The sequence below is a fragment of the Arthrobacter sp. B0316-1-20 genome (assembly GCF_059091865.1).
In genome coordinates this window covers 11,319-28,818 of record NZ_JBNHHC010000033.1, presented here as the reverse complement: position 1 = coordinate 28,818, position 17,500 = coordinate 11,319, and the positions used below count along the sequence as shown (strand labels likewise).

The 17,500-nt window shown below is 62.9% G+C and carries 17 protein-coding genes; 3 read left to right on the top strand and 14 right to left on the bottom strand.

Annotated features, from left to right (window positions below; all coding sequences use genetic code 11):
* Positions 1-14: 14 nt before the first annotated feature.
* The 10 genes from AC5RW2_RS32240 to AC5RW2_RS32195 all read right to left on the bottom strand — a co-directional run bounded on the left by AC5RW2_RS32240 (position 15) and on the right by AC5RW2_RS32195 (position 10,517).
* Positions 15-1,784, bottom strand: a complete 1,770-nt coding sequence (locus AC5RW2_RS32240; RefSeq protein ID WP_493957950.1) for a type IV secretory system conjugative DNA transfer family protein — start codon at positions 1,782-1,784, stop codon at positions 15-17.
* Positions 1,781-3,346 (bottom strand): helicase HerA domain-containing protein, encoded by a 1,566-nt coding sequence (locus tag AC5RW2_RS32235; protein WP_493941661.1) that lies wholly within the window; start codon positions 3,344-3,346, stop codon positions 1,781-1,783. Before AC5RW2_RS32235 ends, AC5RW2_RS32240 begins: the two co-directional genes overlap by 4 nt.
* On the bottom strand, positions 3,346-4,854 hold the full coding sequence (locus AC5RW2_RS32230) for an SCO6880 family protein (RefSeq protein WP_493964507.1): 1,509 nt from the start codon (positions 4,852-4,854) through the stop codon (positions 3,346-3,348). Before AC5RW2_RS32230 ends, AC5RW2_RS32235 begins: the two co-directional genes overlap by 1 nt.
* The gene (locus AC5RW2_RS32225) at positions 4,841-6,022 is read right to left on the bottom strand and encodes a TrbL/VirB6 family protein (RefSeq protein ID WP_494074933.1); all 1,182 of its coding nucleotides are present in this window, start codon (positions 6,020-6,022) and stop codon (positions 4,841-4,843) included. Before AC5RW2_RS32225 ends, AC5RW2_RS32230 begins: the two co-directional genes overlap by 14 nt.
* Positions 6,023-6,112: 90 nt before the next feature.
* Positions 6,113-6,859 (bottom strand): DUF8175 domain-containg protein, encoded by a 747-nt coding sequence (locus AC5RW2_RS32220; RefSeq protein WP_493957947.1) that lies wholly within the window; start codon positions 6,857-6,859, stop codon positions 6,113-6,115.
* Positions 6,860-6,886: 27 nt separating this feature from the next.
* Positions 6,887-7,156, bottom strand: a complete 270-nt coding sequence (locus AC5RW2_RS32215) for a hypothetical protein (protein WP_214944378.1) — start codon at positions 7,154-7,156, stop codon at positions 6,887-6,889.
* A gap of 11 nt (positions 7,157-7,167) precedes the next feature.
* Positions 7,168-7,767 (bottom strand): DUF6668 family protein, encoded by a 600-nt coding sequence (locus tag AC5RW2_RS32210; protein ID WP_493957946.1) that lies wholly within the window; start codon positions 7,765-7,767, stop codon positions 7,168-7,170.
* Positions 7,768-7,806: 39 nt separating this feature from the next.
* A complete protein-coding gene (locus tag AC5RW2_RS32205; RefSeq protein ID WP_493957945.1) occupies positions 7,807-9,258 on the bottom strand; it encodes a MinD/ParA family ATP-binding protein in 1,452 nt (483 codons plus the stop codon).
* Positions 9,259-9,303: 45 nt separating this feature from the next.
* Complete coding sequence (locus AC5RW2_RS32200; protein ID WP_493957944.1) at positions 9,304-9,816, bottom strand: hypothetical protein; 513 nt, start codon at positions 9,814-9,816, stop codon at positions 9,304-9,306.
* Complete coding sequence (locus AC5RW2_RS32195) at positions 9,813-10,517, bottom strand: CHAP domain-containing protein (protein ID WP_493957943.1); 705 nt, start codon at positions 10,515-10,517, stop codon at positions 9,813-9,815. Before AC5RW2_RS32195 ends, AC5RW2_RS32200 begins: the two co-directional genes overlap by 4 nt.
* Before the next feature lie 473 nt (positions 10,518-10,990).
* On the opposite strand from AC5RW2_RS32195, the gene AC5RW2_RS32190 reads away from it, so the two are divergent.
* The gene (locus tag AC5RW2_RS32190; RefSeq protein ID WP_493941375.1) at positions 10,991-11,317 is read left to right on the top strand and encodes a helix-turn-helix domain-containing protein; all 327 of its coding nucleotides are present in this window, start codon (positions 10,991-10,993) and stop codon (positions 11,315-11,317) included.
* A 161-nt stretch (positions 11,318-11,478) separates the two neighbouring features.
* On the opposite strand, the gene AC5RW2_RS32185 is transcribed toward AC5RW2_RS32190, so the two are convergent.
* Genes AC5RW2_RS32185 through AC5RW2_RS32170 form a run of 4 tightly spaced genes read right to left on the bottom strand, consistent with a single transcriptional unit; the run spans position 11,479 to position 13,898 of the window.
* Positions 11,479-11,910, bottom strand: coding sequence for a hypothetical protein (locus AC5RW2_RS32185; protein ID WP_364651398.1), 432 nt, complete (start codon positions 11,908-11,910; stop codon positions 11,479-11,481).
* Positions 11,907-12,437, bottom strand: a complete 531-nt coding sequence (locus tag AC5RW2_RS32180) for a hypothetical protein (protein ID WP_493941374.1) — start codon at positions 12,435-12,437, stop codon at positions 11,907-11,909. The genes AC5RW2_RS32185 and AC5RW2_RS32180 overlap by 4 nt, the downstream gene beginning before the upstream one ends.
* A 10-nt stretch (positions 12,438-12,447) precedes the next feature.
* A complete protein-coding gene (locus AC5RW2_RS32175) occupies positions 12,448-13,446 on the bottom strand; it encodes a hypothetical protein (RefSeq protein ID WP_493941373.1) in 999 nt (332 codons plus the stop codon).
* A complete protein-coding gene (locus AC5RW2_RS32170) occupies positions 13,443-13,898 on the bottom strand; it encodes an ImmA/IrrE family metallo-endopeptidase (protein WP_493941372.1) in 456 nt (151 codons plus the stop codon). The genes AC5RW2_RS32175 and AC5RW2_RS32170 overlap by 4 nt, the downstream gene beginning before the upstream one ends.
* A 405-nt stretch (positions 13,899-14,303) precedes the next feature.
* Between AC5RW2_RS32170 and AC5RW2_RS32165 the strand changes: the two genes are divergently transcribed.
* Together AC5RW2_RS32165 and AC5RW2_RS32160 are read left to right on the top strand one after the other, a co-directional pair.
* Positions 14,304-14,594, top strand: coding sequence for a hypothetical protein (locus tag AC5RW2_RS32165; protein WP_494074932.1), 291 nt, complete (start codon positions 14,304-14,306; stop codon positions 14,592-14,594).
* A 292-nt stretch (positions 14,595-14,886) separates the two neighbouring features.
* Positions 14,887-16,641, top strand: coding sequence for a MarR family transcriptional regulator (locus AC5RW2_RS32160; protein ID WP_493941370.1), 1,755 nt, complete (start codon positions 14,887-14,889; stop codon positions 16,639-16,641).
* Positions 16,642-17,500 lie beyond the last annotated feature (859 nt).

Genomic DNA, 17,500 nt, shown 5'->3' with positions numbered 1-17,500 from the left:
AGTGAGGCGCTTCCTTACTGCGTGACCCAGGGATTAGCGTTCGGCGCGGCTGAGACCGGGACTGGCTCAGCTTCGGGCTGCGGGCTGTACTTCTGGATGGACGCTTCCACGGCTTCCTTGTGCGGGCCTGTGTACCAGGGCAGTGTGCGCACCAGCGTTGCCGGTGCCCCCGAGGCGAGGACCACCGCGCGGCCGCGGTCGAGTTCGGCAAGGTTGGAGACATCGAAGATGCGTTCCTTGCCTTCCTGGCGGGAGCGGCTGGACCCGGACTTGCCGGAAGAGACGGAGACATTGATGTAGCTGTAGTCGCCGATTAGATCCGAGAGTGCCCGGAGGAATCCTTCTTCGGCCACGCCGCCGCCGTAGACCTTGACGTTTGCGGCGGACCAGATTTTGCGCATGTTTGCCTCGCCCCAGAGTTCGACGCCCTGGGACCAGGATTGCAGGATGCCCATGACGATCAGGCCTTTGGAGCCGTAGTGGCTGAACTGGTCGGGCAGCCCGGCCCAGCGGACGACGTTGGCCAGCTCGTCGAGGGCGAACAGTGCGGGCTTGGGCAGGCGTCCGCCGCTGCGTTCGGCGCGTTCTTCCATGGCCTCGGCGATGGCTACCGTCAGTGCGGTGGTGAGCGGGGCGGCCGAGCTGGCCCCTTCCTTGGAGAGGATGTAGATCGTCTCCTGTGAGGCAGCGAACGTGTGCGGGTTGAACTGACGGCGCGCATCGGTAGCCACGCTCGCGCTCCCGGTCGGGGCGACCCAGCGCAGCGTGTTCCTGCTCTTGAGGCACTGGATCATTTTCTCGGCCGTGCCGAAGATGCCGTCCCGTTGTTTGTCTGCCAGTTCCAGCGTGGACTCCAGGCCTTTGTACTGCAGCTCGTAGTCATGTGTTTTGAGGATGTTGATGGGTTCGCGGTTTACCTGCTCCGTCACCCAGAGGTAGACCTGGGTGATGGGCAGCCCGCCCAATGCGGCCGCGAGGAAGTACGAGGAGAGAATGTCTTCGGCCTTGGGATCGAAGTAGGCGTCCGGCTTGGATCCCGGCACCCGGGAACCGACCGAGAAGTGCTGGGTGAGCTTGTAGGCCTTCTCTTCGTCCGTGACGTAGGAGAGCGGGTTCCACCACCAGTGAGGTTCCTCCTGGGCGATTTTCTGCGGATCGAACACCCACACCCGGCCCGTGGCCTCGCGGACGCCACGGGTGCCGTCCACGACGTCACGCTTGTTCGACGTCGACACCACAGCCCCTGGTGCGTCCAGGATCGCGGGCATCACCCGGGAGGTCGATTTACCGGTCCGTGGTCCCCAGATATCGAGGCTGAGGTCTTCCCAGGACTGGACGAATTTCCGGCCGGTGGAGACGACCTTGCCCACGACGATACCGGGGTTGTCCTTGATTCCCAGCCGTTCGGCCTTGGCCTGCGCTCCCTTGTCGGAGAACGCGGCCAGGGACTTTCCGCGGCCGAGGTAGCGGGCGGCCTTATCGACCCGGGCACGCTTGGACGCGCCCTGCCGCCACGCCACCAACACGACGACGGCCAGGGCCAGAATCAGGCCGGCCATGACGCAGACGACGATGGTGGACTGGGCTGGCCAGGGCACCTTGCCCTTGATGAGCCCGGCGATCAGGTCAATGGGGTGGGCCGGCGGTGCGTCAATGCCGGCCATCCAGGAGCCGATATGTGCGGCCGCATACGTGCCGCCACCGAAGACGACGATAAAGCCGATGGCCAGCCATACGAGGACGGCGTCGCCAAGGCCCATGCCTTTGCGGTTCGGTGCGCTCACAATGAGCCTCCTTCAGTTGGCACGATGGGTGCGGCCGGGTCAAGGATCGGTTCCGGGGATCCGTGCCATTTCCCGTCGGTGTCGTTGACCCCGTCGGGGCCGTGCTCAACAGAGGTCAGGCCCACCTGGACCGGGATTCCGGGACGACCGCCGACCTTGATGAGGAACTTCCCACGCCCTGGCGGTTCGACGTCTACACCACGGGAGTCCCACGCGGGCGGATCCTGCCAGGAAATGAGCTTTTGCTGTTCCTGCCGGGACAGCGGGATCGCGGAGGTCAGCAGCGGCATCTCCGAGGCCGGCAGCCCGCCGCAGATCACCATGCCCGAACGTTCGACGAAGCCGCGGGCTTTCATCCGGTCCTCCTCTGCCGGCAGTGCCAGCAGGTCGGACATGGTGTGGGAGATCATGATCTGCCCGACGCCGACGGACCGGTTAAGCCGAGTGAGGGCGTCCACCCGGTCGACCATGCCCTTGCCGGCACGCAGGGCCCGCCACAGCTCATCCAGAACCACGAAGTAGTTCCTGCGCGGCTCCAGCCCCGCGTCGGCGAGGGCGTGGGCGACGTTCACGGTGCCGAATCCGTAGGACCAGCAGGCCAGCAGCACAGCTGCCTGCAGGTCTGTCTCGGTCTCGTCGATGCTGGAGACGTCGAAGACCACGGCCCGGTCACGCTTCATGGGGTTAGTTGTCTGGCGGGAGAAGATTTCGCCGAGCTTTCCTCCCCCGGTCAGGCCCAGCAGCGTTGCTTCCAGCGCCCGGGTCTCCTGCAGATAGACGTTCATATCGCCGCGGTCCAGCGCGACCTGGCGCAGTTCGTCCGGTGCGGAAACGATCACGTCCAGCAGGTCCTTCAAGACCGGGACGCCGTCGAAGCGTTCGTCCAGGACGCGCAGCGCCCGGTCCAGGATCGTTTGTTCCTGGTCCGTGGGAGGGTTGTTCCGGCTGATCGTGATGAGGGAGACGACCATGGTAAGTCGACGGCCGTGCGCGTCGGCACGGACCCTGGCTGCATCTTCGTGGTGGCCGCCGTCTTCCAGCAGCTGGGCCGCTTCGACGGCCTGGCCGGGGTCGAGGATGTTCAGGTATCCGACGCCGCGGCCGAGCTTGATGACCTGCCCGCCCAGGGCTTTCACGGCTTTGACGTGCTCGCCTTTGAGGTCGCCCAAGATTAGCGGGTGCACGCCTTGGGCGGAGAGACCGATGAACATCCGGCGCACCACCGTGGACTTCCCGAGGCCGGGTTTGCCGAGGATGAACGCCGAGGGGTTGGAAATCAGCCGTGCACGCTGGAACCAGCTGATCGGGTCACAGCACACCGTTGCCTGGGTTTCCTCATGGCGGCCCAGCGGCACCCCAATCATGGGAGACGATGCGCTGGATGAGAACGGCCATAGACCGCAGACCTGAACCGTGGTTCCCCGGTACTCCCGCACGGACGGCAGGAGCTGGGCCATGCCGCCGCCCCTCCCGGTCCAGCCCCGCGAGCCAGGCCCTGCTTCCTTTGCCGGGGCTTTTACTGTCTTTGCCTTCTTTGCTGACAAAAGCTTCATGCGGGCCATTAGAGGGCGTCCTTAATTTCGGAGGGCACCATGCTGTGCTTGGGCAGGACCAGCCCCAGGGGCAGGGACGCCGCGAACGCGGTGTCCTGGGAGCCGTAGGCGCGGCGCAGCAGCACGCGGGCGGTGCCGGAGGTCTGTTCAATGGCAGCAACGGCGTCCGGCAGGCGTTCCTTGTCGGTGACCGTGGCGGTGACGACCATGCCGAAGTTCACCAGACCGGCGCCCTGGGCTTCTTCCTGGGCGGTCTGCGCAGCAGAGCGGGCATCCACCAGCGCCCGGGCTGTCGGGCGGGTGCCCGAGGTGATGCGGACGTTGGCGTTGTTCTGGTCCCGCTCAACTACCGCTGCGGCACGGGCGGAGTCCATCGGACGGTAAAGCAGGGAGATGCGCTTGCGGTCAATGTCCCCGTGCGGGGCCAGAAGCCGGGAGAGGACGGAGGAGTTCACGGAGCCGCGGGGAGCCCCGGTCATGGTCCAGGAGGCAGAGAACGCGGAGTCGTGCCGGTAGTCGTCCCAGCTGGCCTGCGTCGCGGTCGGGCCGACCTCGCCCCAGGTCAGCGACACCGGGGTGCCGGCGGCGTGGGCCTCGTCGATGATCAGCGCTGCGGGCGGGTCGTAGGCGATCCGTACGACCTCGCAAAGTTCCTGCGCGGACATGGGCCGGGCGATCCCGGCGCCGGTGGACTGCAGCCGGGCCGAAAGACCGGGGATCCGCGAGGCCAGGTCGCGGGCGACATCCTCCGGGGTGCGCTTTTTCGAGCCCGCGCGCAGGGAGGCGTTGAAGGTCAGGGAAACCCAGGCGCGGACCGTGGCTGATCCTTCCGGGTAGGTGTCGACGACCTCGTGGAGCATGTCCTTGGCGAATTGAGGGGCGTCCGGGTCGATATTCAACATGACCTCATTCCGCAGCCGGTAGCCGGAGTCCGGTGCGGTCTCAACGGTGACGGCGGCCGCGTCCAGGCCGGCCTCGTCGGCCAGTCCGGCGAGCCAGCCGCCCCAGTTCGCGACCCAGGCATCGACCTGTTCCGGGTCCACGAGGGAGGCCCCGTCGGGTTCGGTGGAGAAGATCACGGTGAAGTGGCTCGTGGCCGGGACGTGCAGCATGGCGAAGGGGCGCTTGTAGGAGTCGGTGAACTCGTACAGGGTGGACTTCGCTGCCAGCCCGGGAAGCTGGTACATGCCCCATTCAGTCACGCCCAGCGGCCCCGAGCGGTACAGGTTGGTCCCAGAGGACTTCGAGACCTTGAACGCCATGCGAATACCCAGACGGTCCACGACGGACTGACCGTGTTTGTCCTTGACGGTCAGAAGCAGTGCGCAGGCGCCGGCAACGGCGAGGACGCCAAGGCCAACGATCAGGCCCCAGATGGCGAAGGTGACGATGCCCAACAGGAGGCCGACCATGACGATGCCGGTGCCGATAGCGCCGAGATTGCCCAGCCCGGCTGAGCGCGGGACGCGCCAGTTGCCGTAGGACGGTTCTTTGTATTCGGTGTTAATTGCTGCCACTGGGGCCCTCCCCCGTTGAATCCTGCGCGGTCGTCTTGATTGCTTCTGATGTCCTGGACGCCACCTGGACGCCGGTGGCTACGGCCATGCCTGCCGGGCCGGTAGCCGCGGCCCCGGTCGTGGCTGCAGCGCTTCCGGCGGGTGCTGCCGCTCCCGCCGTGCCGGCTTTACCGGCTGCTCCGCCCGGGCCTGTAGTGCCTGGCGTCGGCTGTCCTCCCCCACCCCGTGGGCCCGAAGAGCCAGCGCTGCCCTTTGGAGAGCTGCCGCTGTGGGTCGTGGACGTGCTGTTGCTGCTGGCCGGCATCGGTGTTGCGTTACCTCGCCCACTGCCGGGACGGCCCATGGAGACAGCCCCGGTCGCAATAGCACCGACCGCGGCCCCAGCTGCCGCGCCACCTCCGGAGGCAACCGCTCCGACCATTGGGGTGACGAACCGCATCAAGGCTGGAAGCGCGAACAACGCCACGATCATCAACGTGAACCCGCTGATGGAACCCACCAGAGCGTCACGGCCGCTGGTGTTGCCCATCAGTAGAAACGCGACCGAATACACGATCGCCGCCGCCGGCTTGTAAAGGATGAAGGCGATAGTCCAGCCGACGGCCTTTTGGAACCATTGCCTGCCCATTTCCGTGTTCGTGAATGCGGCCGTGGTGGGCAGGATGCCCGCCAGGATCACCAGCATGCCGCTGCGGACAACCATCAGCACTATCTGAAGCAAAGATGCGATCAAACCAACCAGGCCCAGAACGATCAGAATGAACTGGGCGATACCGCTCTGACCGGTCATAACCAGGCCATTCATTGCCTCGGCAAAACCCTTGCCATCCGTGGACCGCTGGATGATCGCGGCCGCGAAGGTATCGGCTGCGATCACCAATATGGCGATGACTCCCAGACCGAGTCCTGAAACCAGGGTGAGTGTGAGAAGTGACCGGAGCAAATCCTTTAGGGGCGCGCCGCGCTGTTCCCAGACCATCCGGATGCCGCCAATAATCACAGCAAGGACGGCCAGGGTCAGAGTCCAGGGCATCAGCTCACTGTTCACGGCGGATACCACGGGACTCGCTTCTGATCCGTCCTCACTGGCCAGGTTCACGGTCGGCATGGAAACCCAGAACGTGGATAACGTCGTCACCATCTGGCTCATGCCTTCAGTGATGGCCATGCCCAGGTTGGTTATAGCGTCGTCCACGGCTCCTGATACCACGTTGCCGGCAACGCACGTGATGTCACCCAGTTTGCAGTCAGCCATCGCTTACACCCCAGACCAGGCAATGAAGCCGCTCAGATCGGGGAGCTGGGCGGTGCCAGTGAATATCTGGCCATCATCTGAGGCTTTAACCTTCCAGTCCCCGTCCACCCACCGCAGCGAGAGGACGCTGTGCGCCAAGGCCCCGTTTTGGAGCTGAAAGGCCAAATCAACATCGGCCTCAGTGGGGCTGTAGGACTTCAGGATGAAGCCCCTGATTTGTGCGCTTTGACTGGATTCAGTCGATGAACTTCGTGTTGTCGCAGCCTTGATGGCCGCGTCCCTGCCAGCGCCCGGTACCAGTAGCCGCTCCGCGAGCTTGACCTCGTCCTGAGCGGAGGAACCGAGAGCGACGGCGTTCGCCGCAGAATAGAGTGCTCCAGTCGGTGAGTGTGCAAAGCATGAACGGAAGCCGCTGGCGTCGGTCAAACCTGGGCCGGAAGTCGTGGGCTCAGTCGGTGCAGCCATGCGGCCGACCAGTTCCCACTTGGATTGGGGAGCCGCTCCTAGGGCTGTGTCAGAAGAAGAAGGCAGCCCACAGATGCTTTTGTCTGCACGGGCGGGACTGGGACTTGCTGCAGCTGAGGCGGATTCCGCTGGGTCCGGTATGGGGCGGGCATCGCTCTGCCCCTTGGGGAGAAGGAAGATGACGATCCCTGCCGCAACCAGCGCGACCACCAGCGCGGCCGCGATGATGAACCCGGGCCTGGTGAACGGATTGCTTTCGGTGGTGCTCTCTGTTGACTGGCTCATACGGAACCTCCCGTTGATGGTGCTGGCTTAGACGAAGGCGCGGACGATGCCTGCGGCACCGGTGATGATGATGCAGCCCATGAGGACCCAGCCGAGCTTGCCGATCGCCTGTGCGCCTTCACCGCGCTGGAGCTGGATGACCATGCCGATGCCGACGATGATGACGCCCAGGACGCCCAGGACCAGGCCGATACCGGAGGCCCAGTTCAGGATGGTCAGCAGACCGCCGGCCTGCGCGGGGACGACGGGGGTGGGGTTGGGAATAACGCTTGTTGAGAGTGCAGTGAACGTGTTCATGGTGAGACCTTTCAGTGGTTGGTTGCCGTGGCCAGGGCGGCCACGTCGGTAATGAAGCGTTGGTATTCGCGGACGGCTGGCAGCGCTGTGGTGTCCGTGTGCCGCCAGGCATCCACCCAGGGCAGAGTCCAGAATCGTGGCGCCCCGCCGCCTACGAGGGCGGTGAAGTCCCGAAGCGCTTTGGGTGTCTTTCCAGGGGCGTCTGCAAGGACGGCGAGGCCGAGCAGGTCGACCTGCGGGGCGGCGCCTGACGCCCACTGGGTGAGTGCGTTCCTGGCAGTTGTCAGGCCCCGTATGTCTGCGCGGCAGACCAGCAGCACCCGCGGGCTGCCGCCGCTGGGGAGGACAGGCCAGCAATGATCCGTGGAACGGGCAGATTCGATGAGGTCAGCGATCCGGCTTTCACCCGCTCCCCCATGGGTACCAACAACCCAGAGACGGGCTGTGCCGGCCATGCTGCGGGACGCCAACCGGTCTGCCGCGTCTGGCTCGATCATGCCCCGCAGCGGTGTGCTGATGACCGCCGCCGGCGGGACAGCCGCAGCCCGGGTTTCCTCAGCCGGATCGTCAGCCGTGGGGCGGGTAACCCAGGGGTTCAGGGTCTGTTGCATTGGTCCTCCTCTCAACTCTCAAGTTCCGTAGGGATCGTTCTAGAAGCCTTTGGCGACAGCGGCCGCTGCCGCGAGCCACGCCCGCTGGGTCACGGGCTGGAGCGCTTCGTAACGGATCGGCCCGTTGACCAGGGCGGGGTCGTACGGGATACGGACGACGGCGCGCACGAACGGTTCGAAGCCGTCCGCGATCCGCTGCGCCTCGGCTTTCGCCCGCTTCAGGGCATCCCCAGTCATGCTGCGCTTGGCGTCGGTGGACTCGGAGACGATCACGACGGCGTTGCGTGCCAGCTCGGCGTCGTGGCCGCCACGGGATTCGAGGGTCTGCAGGGTCAGCCGGGCTGCTTCTGCACGGTCCTCGATGGCGGTGACGGGGACGACTAGCTGGTTGGTGTGGTCGATCATCCGCCGCCAGTTGGCGGCCCTGGCGGTGTTGCCGGAGTCCATGATGACCAGTCGGTAGTACCGGGTGAGGACCTGGTGGGCGATGTCCACTTCCTCTGCGGTGACTTCGTGGTCGCCTTCTTCGTTTTCGTCCGAGCGCAGCACATCGAACTTGTCGGCGGTCTGGTGGTGGACGAACTTGGCGATCTCGGCCGCGTTCGTGGAAGGGGACAGGAGTTCGGTGGAGGAATCGATCAGGTCCAGGACGCTGCGGTCGTGGGCGCCTTTCTCGGTCCGCCATCCCAGGGTGCCTTGGGATTCGTTGTTGTCCCAGGCCACGGTCGCGGCGCCGCTGTAGCGGGCAAGGATCGCCGAGAGCATGACAACCGTGGGCGTCTTGTTGGCCCCGCCCTTGCGGTTGACCACGGCGATGGTCCGCGGGCCGGGCCAGTGCTGGCTGACGGTGCGAATATCCTCACGCTCGGACAGCTCCTCCTCTGAGGGGTCCATCCGGAAGCCCAGGCGAGTCAAGGTCCCGCGCCAGCCCTGCGTGGCCGGCTCCAGCACCGGGGCGCTCACCAGGAAGGAGGTCTCCTTCAGGCTCCGTCGGGTCACCGGCGCGTCGGCTGCAACGGCCTGCTGCGGTGCCTCGGCGGCCGGAGCCACGTCCAACGCAGTCTCCGCGGCAAGGGGCGGCCACGGCTGGCGTTCCACCGTCGGCTGGGCAGCTTCAGGCGTCACCGCAGGCGTTGGCGCTGGAGTGGTGTCGGTGACTTCGGCGGCGGCCGCAGCAGGCGTGCTGGCGGGTGCGGCAGTGCGGCGGCGGCCGGGCCGGGGCTCGTAGGAGACGGATTCGACGTTGCCGCCCGGGTGGACGATCAGTTCGCCGTGTCCTTCGGGATCTTCGATGCGAACCCGGACGGGGCGCTGCAACGTCTTGGCTTCGGCCACGACAAGGGCCAGGGCGTTGTCGCGCAGGTCCTGCAGCGTCTCCCCTGCAGGGACGACGCGGGAGTTCCCCGCGACGGTGACCTCGGCTGTGCCGTTGTCGCTGATGATGGCCTTGATGTTCGGGAAGGCCAGGACCTCTGTTGGAGTGGTGCTCATGAAACCTGATTCCTTACGTTGACGGGGTTGGCGAGGTGCGGGTGCTTAGGAGGCGGGCGGGGTGAGCCGGTTGACCTTCCACGGGGCCTCCTGGCCTGTACGGAGCAGCTGCACGGCGTAGGTCCCGGCATCAGTCGGCACGGCTGCCATAACGCCGTAGCCGTTCGCCTCATCGACCGTCAGCGTCGCGGGGCCAGTGACCCGAGTGGCGGGGACATTGGCGGGATCCACGGCGGAGTAATCGGCGGTGGCCTGCGGCGTGAGCCAGCGGGCCAGGTCGTTGGCCCACTGCTTTTCCTCCACGCCCGGGCGGGCGAAGTCCGCCATGGCCTTCTCAGCAATGTCTACGGCGGCGTCCTTGCTTGCCTGATCCCAGCTGATGCCGATGGTGGCCGGCACCGTGCCTTCTGGAGCCTGCGGGCCGCTGCCCGCGCTCAGGGAGACCGGTGCTGAGGCTGTGGCGGCCGTGCTGGGCACCGGGGCCGGTGTGGTGTTCGCTGCCGGTGCGCACGCGGCGCAGAGCAGGGCCACCGCGATGAGGGCCAGAGACTCTTTCACGCTTTCTCCTCTTGAGTAGGCAGGTACAGGAAGGCTGAAGGGACATCGCTGCTGACGGTCCGGGTGTAGTAGTTGTGGTCATCCGGGGGCGGGTTGCCGTTGTATCCCTCTTCGACGTAGGTGCCGTCGTCCCTGACCTCCTTGACCACGGCGACGTGGCCGAAAGTGGGGTCCGCTCCCCCGGCCCCCGGCGCGTACCAGACAACCGCCCCGACACGAGGAACGGAACCGGTGGGCCAGCCCTTGGCATCCCAGCCGGCCTTCCACGTCAGCGCCGAACCAAGGCGCTGCCCGTCCGGACGGAAATTGCCGTTGAGGAACTTGAACGGTGCGCTGGTCGATCCCATCTGCTGGTTCACCCGCCACAGGGCGAAGTCCACGCATTCGCGGTGAAACATGCCCAGCGGCGACGCGGCGGCAGCTCCGGCTCCCGCCTGCATCCAGGTGGGAGAGTCTTTCCACGGGTAGTCATCCCCGGCACCGGAATTCCCAGGGATGGCGCAGTCGCTGCCTTCCAGTGAGAACTTCCCGTCCGAGAGTGCCTGGACGAGCTTGACGGCCTCGGGCCAGTACTTCTGGTAGTGGTACGGGTCGGCGTTGCGCTGGACCTTGTTTCCGGCAAGGGTCGGCTCCAACAGCTCCCAGCCCTCAACCTTCTGCAAGGCTTTGATGAAGTTCGTGGCGCTGATGGTTGGGTCCATGCGGTCTGCGTAGGAGCCCCACGCGCCGTTGTCGCGCTGCTGAAACAGGCCTCTGGAATCCGGTCCTGGGCCATCGCCATGGTCCAGGACTCTGAGACCTGACTCGCCCAAGGCAACCATCACGCTGATCATTTGCCCTTTAACCGGCAGGTTTAGCCTGTCGCCTTCGTTGATGATGGCCGCAGCATTTTCCAGCTGCTCCGCCGAGTACCTTTCAACCGCTGCATTGCCGTCGAAAGCGGCTGAAACGGCCGGTGCGCATACTGCCGAGGCTGGTTCCGACCCGGCGGGCTGCAGCGCTAAGGCGAAGATCAAACCTAGGGACAACACGGACACCGAAGCAACGGCGCCGGTAAGGAGACCTGGCGATTGCAAGGCTGATCCCCCTTCTGAGCAATGGAAAGGATAAGACAAGCATCATCTTTAAAGTGATGGTAGCATCACTTTACGATGAGGTAGGCGAGAATTATGGAGTGCCGCGCATCTACAAGCCCATTTCCGGGCTTCCCCATGAGGTTGGAAATGCTTTGAGTGTTTTCAATGCGAACACCTTGAGGGCGGCGGTTATCCGCGACCTGGCTCAGCAACCGAGTGGTGACACCACCGGCAATGTCGCAAAACGAATCGGCGTCGATTACCGGCAGGTCTACACCCATATCAAGGCTCTTGAAGCCGAAGGGCTCGTCTCTGCTGACGGGGAGGTCGGTGAACGGATCGGACAGCGTGTCCGCTACACCATCGACCTCGCAAAGCTGCGCGAGCGTGGGCTCATATACATGAGGTATCTGTTGGGCGAATGAGGTGCCCTCTATGGTGCGATCATCGACGACTAGATGTGTGCAGGCATCCCGTTGCATCGGATTGACCCTATCACGCATGTGTCACACATGCGTGAACAGCACTGTTGCTGATTAGGGAGTAGCGGTGCTACATGCGTCGGTGAAAGGTGCCGGACGTTGCCTTAGGTTTCCTCGTCCAAGATCTTGGTAATCGCCTTCAGTGCTTCGGGATCGACCGGTCCCAGGGCGCGGGCGGCGAAGTTCCGCACCTCCGCGCGCCTCATACTGCGGAGCAACTCCAGTTCAGCTTCCACTCGTTCAGGCAATTTACCGCCCTCCTGAAGGAGATACTCAGGATCCACGTCGAAGACAGAAGCTATCGCGCGCAGTGCTTCGTTCGGGACCACCTGCTCTTTGCCTGCCTTCAGCAGTGACCATCTGGTCCGGGAAAGATAGTAGCCGGCCTTCTGCGCCCCATCACGGATGGCCGGGTAGTCAAAAGGCTTACCGCTGTCAGACATGATCACGTCCAGCAGAAGATTGATCTTCCGTGCGAGCGTTTCTGCTCGGCGGATCCCAGCGGCCCGCTCCGGCGACAGATCGAAATCGCTCAAGTGATCCAGCTCCAATTTATAGCTCCGACGAAACAGCCGAAGGTGGCTATTCCGATAAGGGCCCCGGCCAAGGCTTCACCCCAGGTGTGTTCCTTCAGAGCGGTTCGACTCACCATCATCATTGGCGATAGTACCAACAGCCAACCGAGGGGAGGGCCGAATACCGCCGTCCCCCATAGAGCAGCGAAGGATATAACTGACACGTGGGCCGAGGCGTTCAGCCAGCGTCGTGCCAAGGCCAACCCCGCATTTCCTGCAACGAGTCCTGCGACTGTTGCCGAAACCGGAGCCGGGACATTCAGCGCAGCACAAGCAATTACCCCAACAACAGTCAGTATTGTAACCACCCCTGTCCGCCATGTTGCAGGCAAACCCAGCTTCTCGGAGACCAGGGAGTATTTCTTGTAGGTGAATCCGGGGACGACGATGATGCCGACGGCAAGCGCAACCACACTCAAGAAACCGAGCCCGGCATTCACTCCAGCCAGGACGATAACGACTAGCAGGACAACTGCGGGTGCGAACACCTTCGAGAAACTAGCTGCCAATCTGGACTTGGGCGGCGCTAATCGGACCTGGGTGTGCAATTCTTGCCTCAATGGTGTCTACTAACTCGATTTCGTCGGCGGACAAAAGCCCTGGATTTTGAACCCGTATATCGTGTATGAAGATCACCCATCGGTATAGCTGGTTCCGAGTTGACCGCGGACGCAGACTAAGGGCCGCTCCTTCCCTAGCTCGTTGGCCCGCATCCGTTTCAACGAGCCGGCCCACAATGGGTCGAAGCCTCAGAAGCGCACTTCGGATTCGCCTTCGTTCAGCCCACTGCAACCGGATGCGCTGGTACGCAGGAAGCGCGAAACCCACAGCGAAGCCAATCAAGGTAACCGCGACCAACGCCCGGTAGCCCACATAAACAATATTCGAGGCGTTACTTCCCACCCCAGACGCCGCCTGCCCCACCAGCAGCAACTTGACCCCAACCGCCAGCACGCCGATAAGGCAAGACACAGCGGTGATATCGAACCCGACGCGGAAGGACGCCGTTTCGCCGGTCCTGTCCCGGCGAAGACATTCGATTCCGGTGTAACCGGAGATGATCCCGATCCAGACGAAGAACAAGCTCTGATACCAACCGATAGTTGGAATACCCGCGAAAGCGTCGGTGAAGTTAGTGGCTGACCCTGGCGTTTCTGAGGTGAGCAGCAGAGCTGCTTGAACAATCGAGAACGCGATTCCCGCCAGTACCAGTAAGCGCCAGCGGGTGTTTGAGGCTCCTGTCGCGGCTACGATCAGACGACTGAGCTCGGTCATGCCAAGCCCCAAAACAAGGTGGACCACCAAGTTCAGAATATTTCGATCGCCAAGTACAGGGTCAACGGCCAGGTACACCGGATCAATATTCAGTGTCGTGCCAATCGACACGGGGACCATCGCCGTGAGAATTCCAGGCTTCCAGCCGAACCTCAACCCAACGATCCGAGTAAGCACCACAGTCCAGAGGATGAGAGCAGGCAGTATCTGCAGCAGGCTCATCCAAAGACCTTTTCGAAGTCACTGATCGGGGCAGCCGGCGTGGCCAGCACTATTCGAGATAGCAGGTAGGCGACTTCCTCGGCGGCCTTTTCCGTGTCGTTCCATTGCGGGGATCGGGCAAGCATCCGTTTGATGCCTTTCTTCTGCCCCACATGGCTGAAGACCGACGGCATGGAAGCGGCGAGCCCGTCGCACCCCTCGTGGTCGAGCAGGATATGGCCAAACTCATGGCAGATCACGTGCATTCGGTGCAGGTCCGAGTGATCTTCAGGAACCAGGATGTGGGACTTGACATCTGTTTCGAGCCAAAGTCCGGAAAGGCCAGGTATGGCGGACTCTGGCACTATCCGAACAGTAATAGGTTTGCCATGCACGGCTTCAACTGAGGCAAGCAGCTGGTCAAAAGATACCTGGCCCGCAAGTTGCAGCTGCTCAACAGTGGCCTGTGGCATTCGGCGTGGCAGGCCGACCTCTGCGAACCCATCCCTACTTCTGCGCACTACATCTCCACTACACGAACTTTCACACATGAGTCACGCATGTGTGAGTACACTCTTATAGGACGGCATCCCCGCTCGTGGAAGGCCTAGACATAACTGCCCAATCCCCGAGCAATCCAATGACCATGTTTAGCACAAGGAAGGAAACATGCCCGGAATCAAGCATGATGCGGTACGAACGGCGCTGCCCGCCCCGCCAGCTACAACTACCCGCGAAACCCCGCCACTAGGTGCAGTTGCAGCAGCCAAAGCGCCCCGGCCAGCTCCGACCAAGCCCTGGCTCTATCAAGTGGACACCGTACTCGACGAGCGGAGTTCGTCGGCGGCAGCTCGAGCAGTGGTTTGAGGATCAACCAAGTGTTTCCCGACACGCCGAACAGCTTCACGTCAATCGGTTACAGTAACCGATTGAATTGCCACATGGCTATCTCAGGAAACCGTCGCGGCGGGCGTCGTAGCAAAGGCGAACGCCACCTTATTGGAGCCCGAATGCCGGTACCCGACGCTGACAAGCTCCGCAGCGTCGCCGAGGCTGAAGGCAGTACGGTCAGCGATTACGTTGCCCGGGTCATGCACGAACACCTGATGTCCATCGATCTCGATTCACTGCACGGTCAGGAGGCTCTGCCTATCAGCCGGGCCAGTTAAAAGAAGAAGGCCCGCACGAAGCGGGCCTTCTAAATGAAGTTATCCAAGCTCACTGTTGCGTTTCCGCCAAGATTCTTCAACAGCAAGCTTCATACAGAACCGGGTATTTTCATGCCCTCTTCCATATGGAATTGAGTCCATCATACACGCACGCGCATTTGCAACGAGTGATGCCCTGCCGACCACGCCGCCCGGCGCGTCGAAAACGGGCTCCCCATCGGCTTCCTCAGACCGGGACCTGGCCGCGGCAGAGTGGCGAGCCCTTGCACCGCTGATCGCCTCCGGCCCGTACATGCGACTGTCCAAGGACGGCGGCAAGACCTACAGAAACAGTGGCGAACGCGCCCTGTCCGAAGCCCTCCCCTCATTCCCGGCAGCGGTGCGGACCTGCGGCCGGGACGGAATGGTTCGTACCCTTTGCTTGGACTTGGACGTCAGCCGCGGCGGCCAGAACAAAGTCGACGACGACTACCGCAGGCTGCGTACCTGGTTCTCGGCCAACGACGTGCGCTGGATCGAAGACCAGTCCCCCAGCGGCGGACGCCACCTGTACATCCCTCTGGCTTTTGCCGTGGTGTTCACTGACGCCAAGGAATTCGTTCAGGCCCTGTCCAAGCGGTTTACCAGCATCGACCCCGGTCCGCACGAAAACGCCGCCACCGGAGCCATCCGGGTACCCGGAAGTGTCTGGAAAAAAGGCGGTTACCAGAGGCTCACGATGAGCCTGAACACTGCCTACGACGTCGCCAAGGCCCGGCGCAACAAGTGGCCGGCGTGGGAGCACCTGCGCCAGGACCTGCGCGATGAGTTGGACACTGTCAGGCAGCGCCGGAGCCAGCCTTTGGAGCTGCTGGAACCCGCGGAAACCCTGCCCCGCTCCGGCGGACCCCGGGCACTGCCCCAAGCCAAGGAGTTTATTGCCCGCAGCGGCAATTACGACACCAGCCGGTACTCCAGCCCGTCGGAGGCCCGCCAAGGCGTACTGGCGTCCGCGGTAGCGGCCGGCTGGTCCCTGACGGATGTTCAGCGTCTGATGCACCAAAACACCTGGGCTGGCATGGTCGCGTTCTACTCCCGGTACTCCCCCACCCACCGCAGCAAGGCCTTGCACCGGGACTGGCAAAAGGCCGTCACCTACGTCCAAAGCTTCACCAAAAAACATGAAGTCCGCGATGAAGGGAATAACAACCGGCATAAAAGCTACACAAGCCCGCCAAATACACACCCCCCTGTACTTACCCTGCTGCCGCAACCGAAGTCCCCCGCTGAATACCAATACCTGCTCACCTGGCGCAACGCGCTGGCAACCTACGAACGTTCCCTGATCGGTTCCAGGGCAGGGCTTGGAATGCGGATGCTGCTCCGGGCGATGGGCGAAGCAGCCAGCAAGGCCGGCAGCCGCTTCATTGAGTTCGGTGTGAGGTCACTTGCACTGGCCACGGGCACACACGAGACCACAGTTGCCAGGCAATTGCGTGAACTAGGCACTGGAGAGCATCGCCTGATTCGGCTCGCGAACGAAGCACGCGGCGTGCATGCGGACCTCTACGAACTCGTCATCCCAGACGAGTTCAGAGAAAGTGCCGAGCGTAAAGCCTGGAAGCCAGGGAAACTGCACGCACTCCGCCCCGTTTTCCGCGAACTCGGTGTTGTCAGCGCCTTTGTCTACGAGACCATCGAGCAAAGCGATATCCCCCTCACTACAGCCGATATCGCGCGATGCAGCGGCCTCTCCCCCAGAGCCACCGCTCAAGCACTGGAAATCCTGGCCGCGTGGAAAATGATCCAACGCACTCACGAGGGCTGGAAATTCGTAGAAGCGACAAGTCTCCGGGCACTGGCTGAACGCTTCGGAGTCTTGGAGAGCATTGCAGCCCAGCGCAAGCGTTACCGCACTGAACGAGCAATATGGCACCAATGGTTGGCTAAACGCATACTCTCCAAGGAGCCACTTTTGGCGCTGGCACTAGACGACTACCCATATTGGGACGACGGACCCCCAGAAGAACAATCACTAGTGGACGTGGTCTACAGGCGAGCGTCTTAACTCTGTAGTCCCAGAGTTGAGCTGGTGCACCGCGATGATTGGGCTTTGGCCTGCGGTATTCCTGGCGACGGGGCCGTCTGTCTGACCGCGGAGGCAGGGCCCCCCATGACCTGTACTCAATGGCGGGCCTTGGGTGCAGATGGCGGTGACTACCGAGTGGAAAGAGTATGTAACTCTGTTAGTCCGTCAGTCTGTTGGAGGTGCATGTGACCGAGGCTCGCTTTCGCTTCTTGCCCATCAACGCCGTTCGATTGACTCCCCCGGTCCGTACAGGTTGGTTAATGTCGCGCCACGAGGAAATAGCGATAAGTGACTGCAGCAGTCCAGCAGATTTCCCGTTGCACAACCATACAGAGCTCTGTGAGTCTGTGAGTTTAGCGGTGTGAGTTGTTCTCATGGCTCGGGCCGCACTTGGGTAAGTCTTGGGGCTAACAGAGTAACGGTGTAACAGAGCTACAGACTTTGGGACTTGGGAAACTGCTTGTCTCTGTAACTCTGTAGTCAAACATACGGCTCAACTGACTTTGTGGGGCAGGACCCAGCGGTCATGCGTCCGCTGATTGTGAGTACGGGACTAACAGAGTCTGAGACTCACGGAGTATCAGGAGGGCGGAATCGGTGCAGTAATCCAGTTCTCGGCCGGGGCTCGCGGGTGAAACTGCTTCTCTCTGTAACTCTGTTAGTCAAATACTCAGCCTCAACTGCCCTTGTGGAGCGTCAAGTCCTTCGCAGGATATGAGGGAGGGCGGTTGACTCCGGAACTAACAGAGTGCTGGAGTCACGGACTTACAGAGTTACGGCGCGCCTCCCGGCTTTGTGATAGTTCGGGCGCGAAGATGGCCAAAGAAGGAAGGGAGCG

Bases quoted from the DNA above. Each gene is read 5' to 3' on its own strand.
- AC5RW2_RS32170 (WP_493941372.1), bottom strand. From the start codon at position 13,898: ATGCCACAGGCCACTGTTGAGCAGCTGCAACTTGCGGGCCAGGTATCT.
- AC5RW2_RS32235 (WP_493941661.1), bottom strand. From the start codon at position 3,346: ATGGCCCGCATGAAGCTTTTGTCAGCAAAGAAGGCAAAGACAGTAAAA.
- AC5RW2_RS32220 (WP_493957947.1), bottom strand. From the start codon at position 6,859: ATGAGCCAGTCAACAGAGAGCACCACCGAAAGCAATCCGTTCACCAGG.
- AC5RW2_RS32195 (WP_493957943.1), bottom strand. From the start codon at position 10,517: ATGGACCCAACCATCAGCGCCACGAACTTCATCAAAGCCTTGCAGAAG.
- AC5RW2_RS32175 (WP_493941373.1), bottom strand. From the start codon at position 13,446: ATGAGCCTGCTGCAGATACTGCCTGCTCTCATCCTCTGGACTGTGGTG.
- AC5RW2_RS32225 (WP_494074933.1), bottom strand. From the start codon at position 6,022: ATGGCCATCACTGAAGGCATGAGCCAGATGGTGACGACGTTATCCACG.
- AC5RW2_RS32215 (WP_214944378.1), bottom strand. From the start codon at position 7,156: ATGAACACGTTCACTGCACTCTCAACAAGCGTTATTCCCAACCCCACC.
- AC5RW2_RS32205 (WP_493957945.1), bottom strand. From the start codon at position 9,258: ATGAGCACCACTCCAACAGAGGTCCTGGCCTTCCCGAACATCAAGGCC.
- AC5RW2_RS32210 (WP_493957946.1), bottom strand. From the start codon at position 7,767: ATGCAACAGACCCTGAACCCCTGGGTTACCCGCCCCACGGCTGACGAT.
- AC5RW2_RS32160 (WP_493941370.1), top strand. From the start codon at position 14,887: ATGCGACTGTCCAAGGACGGCGGCAAGACCTACAGAAACAGTGGCGAA.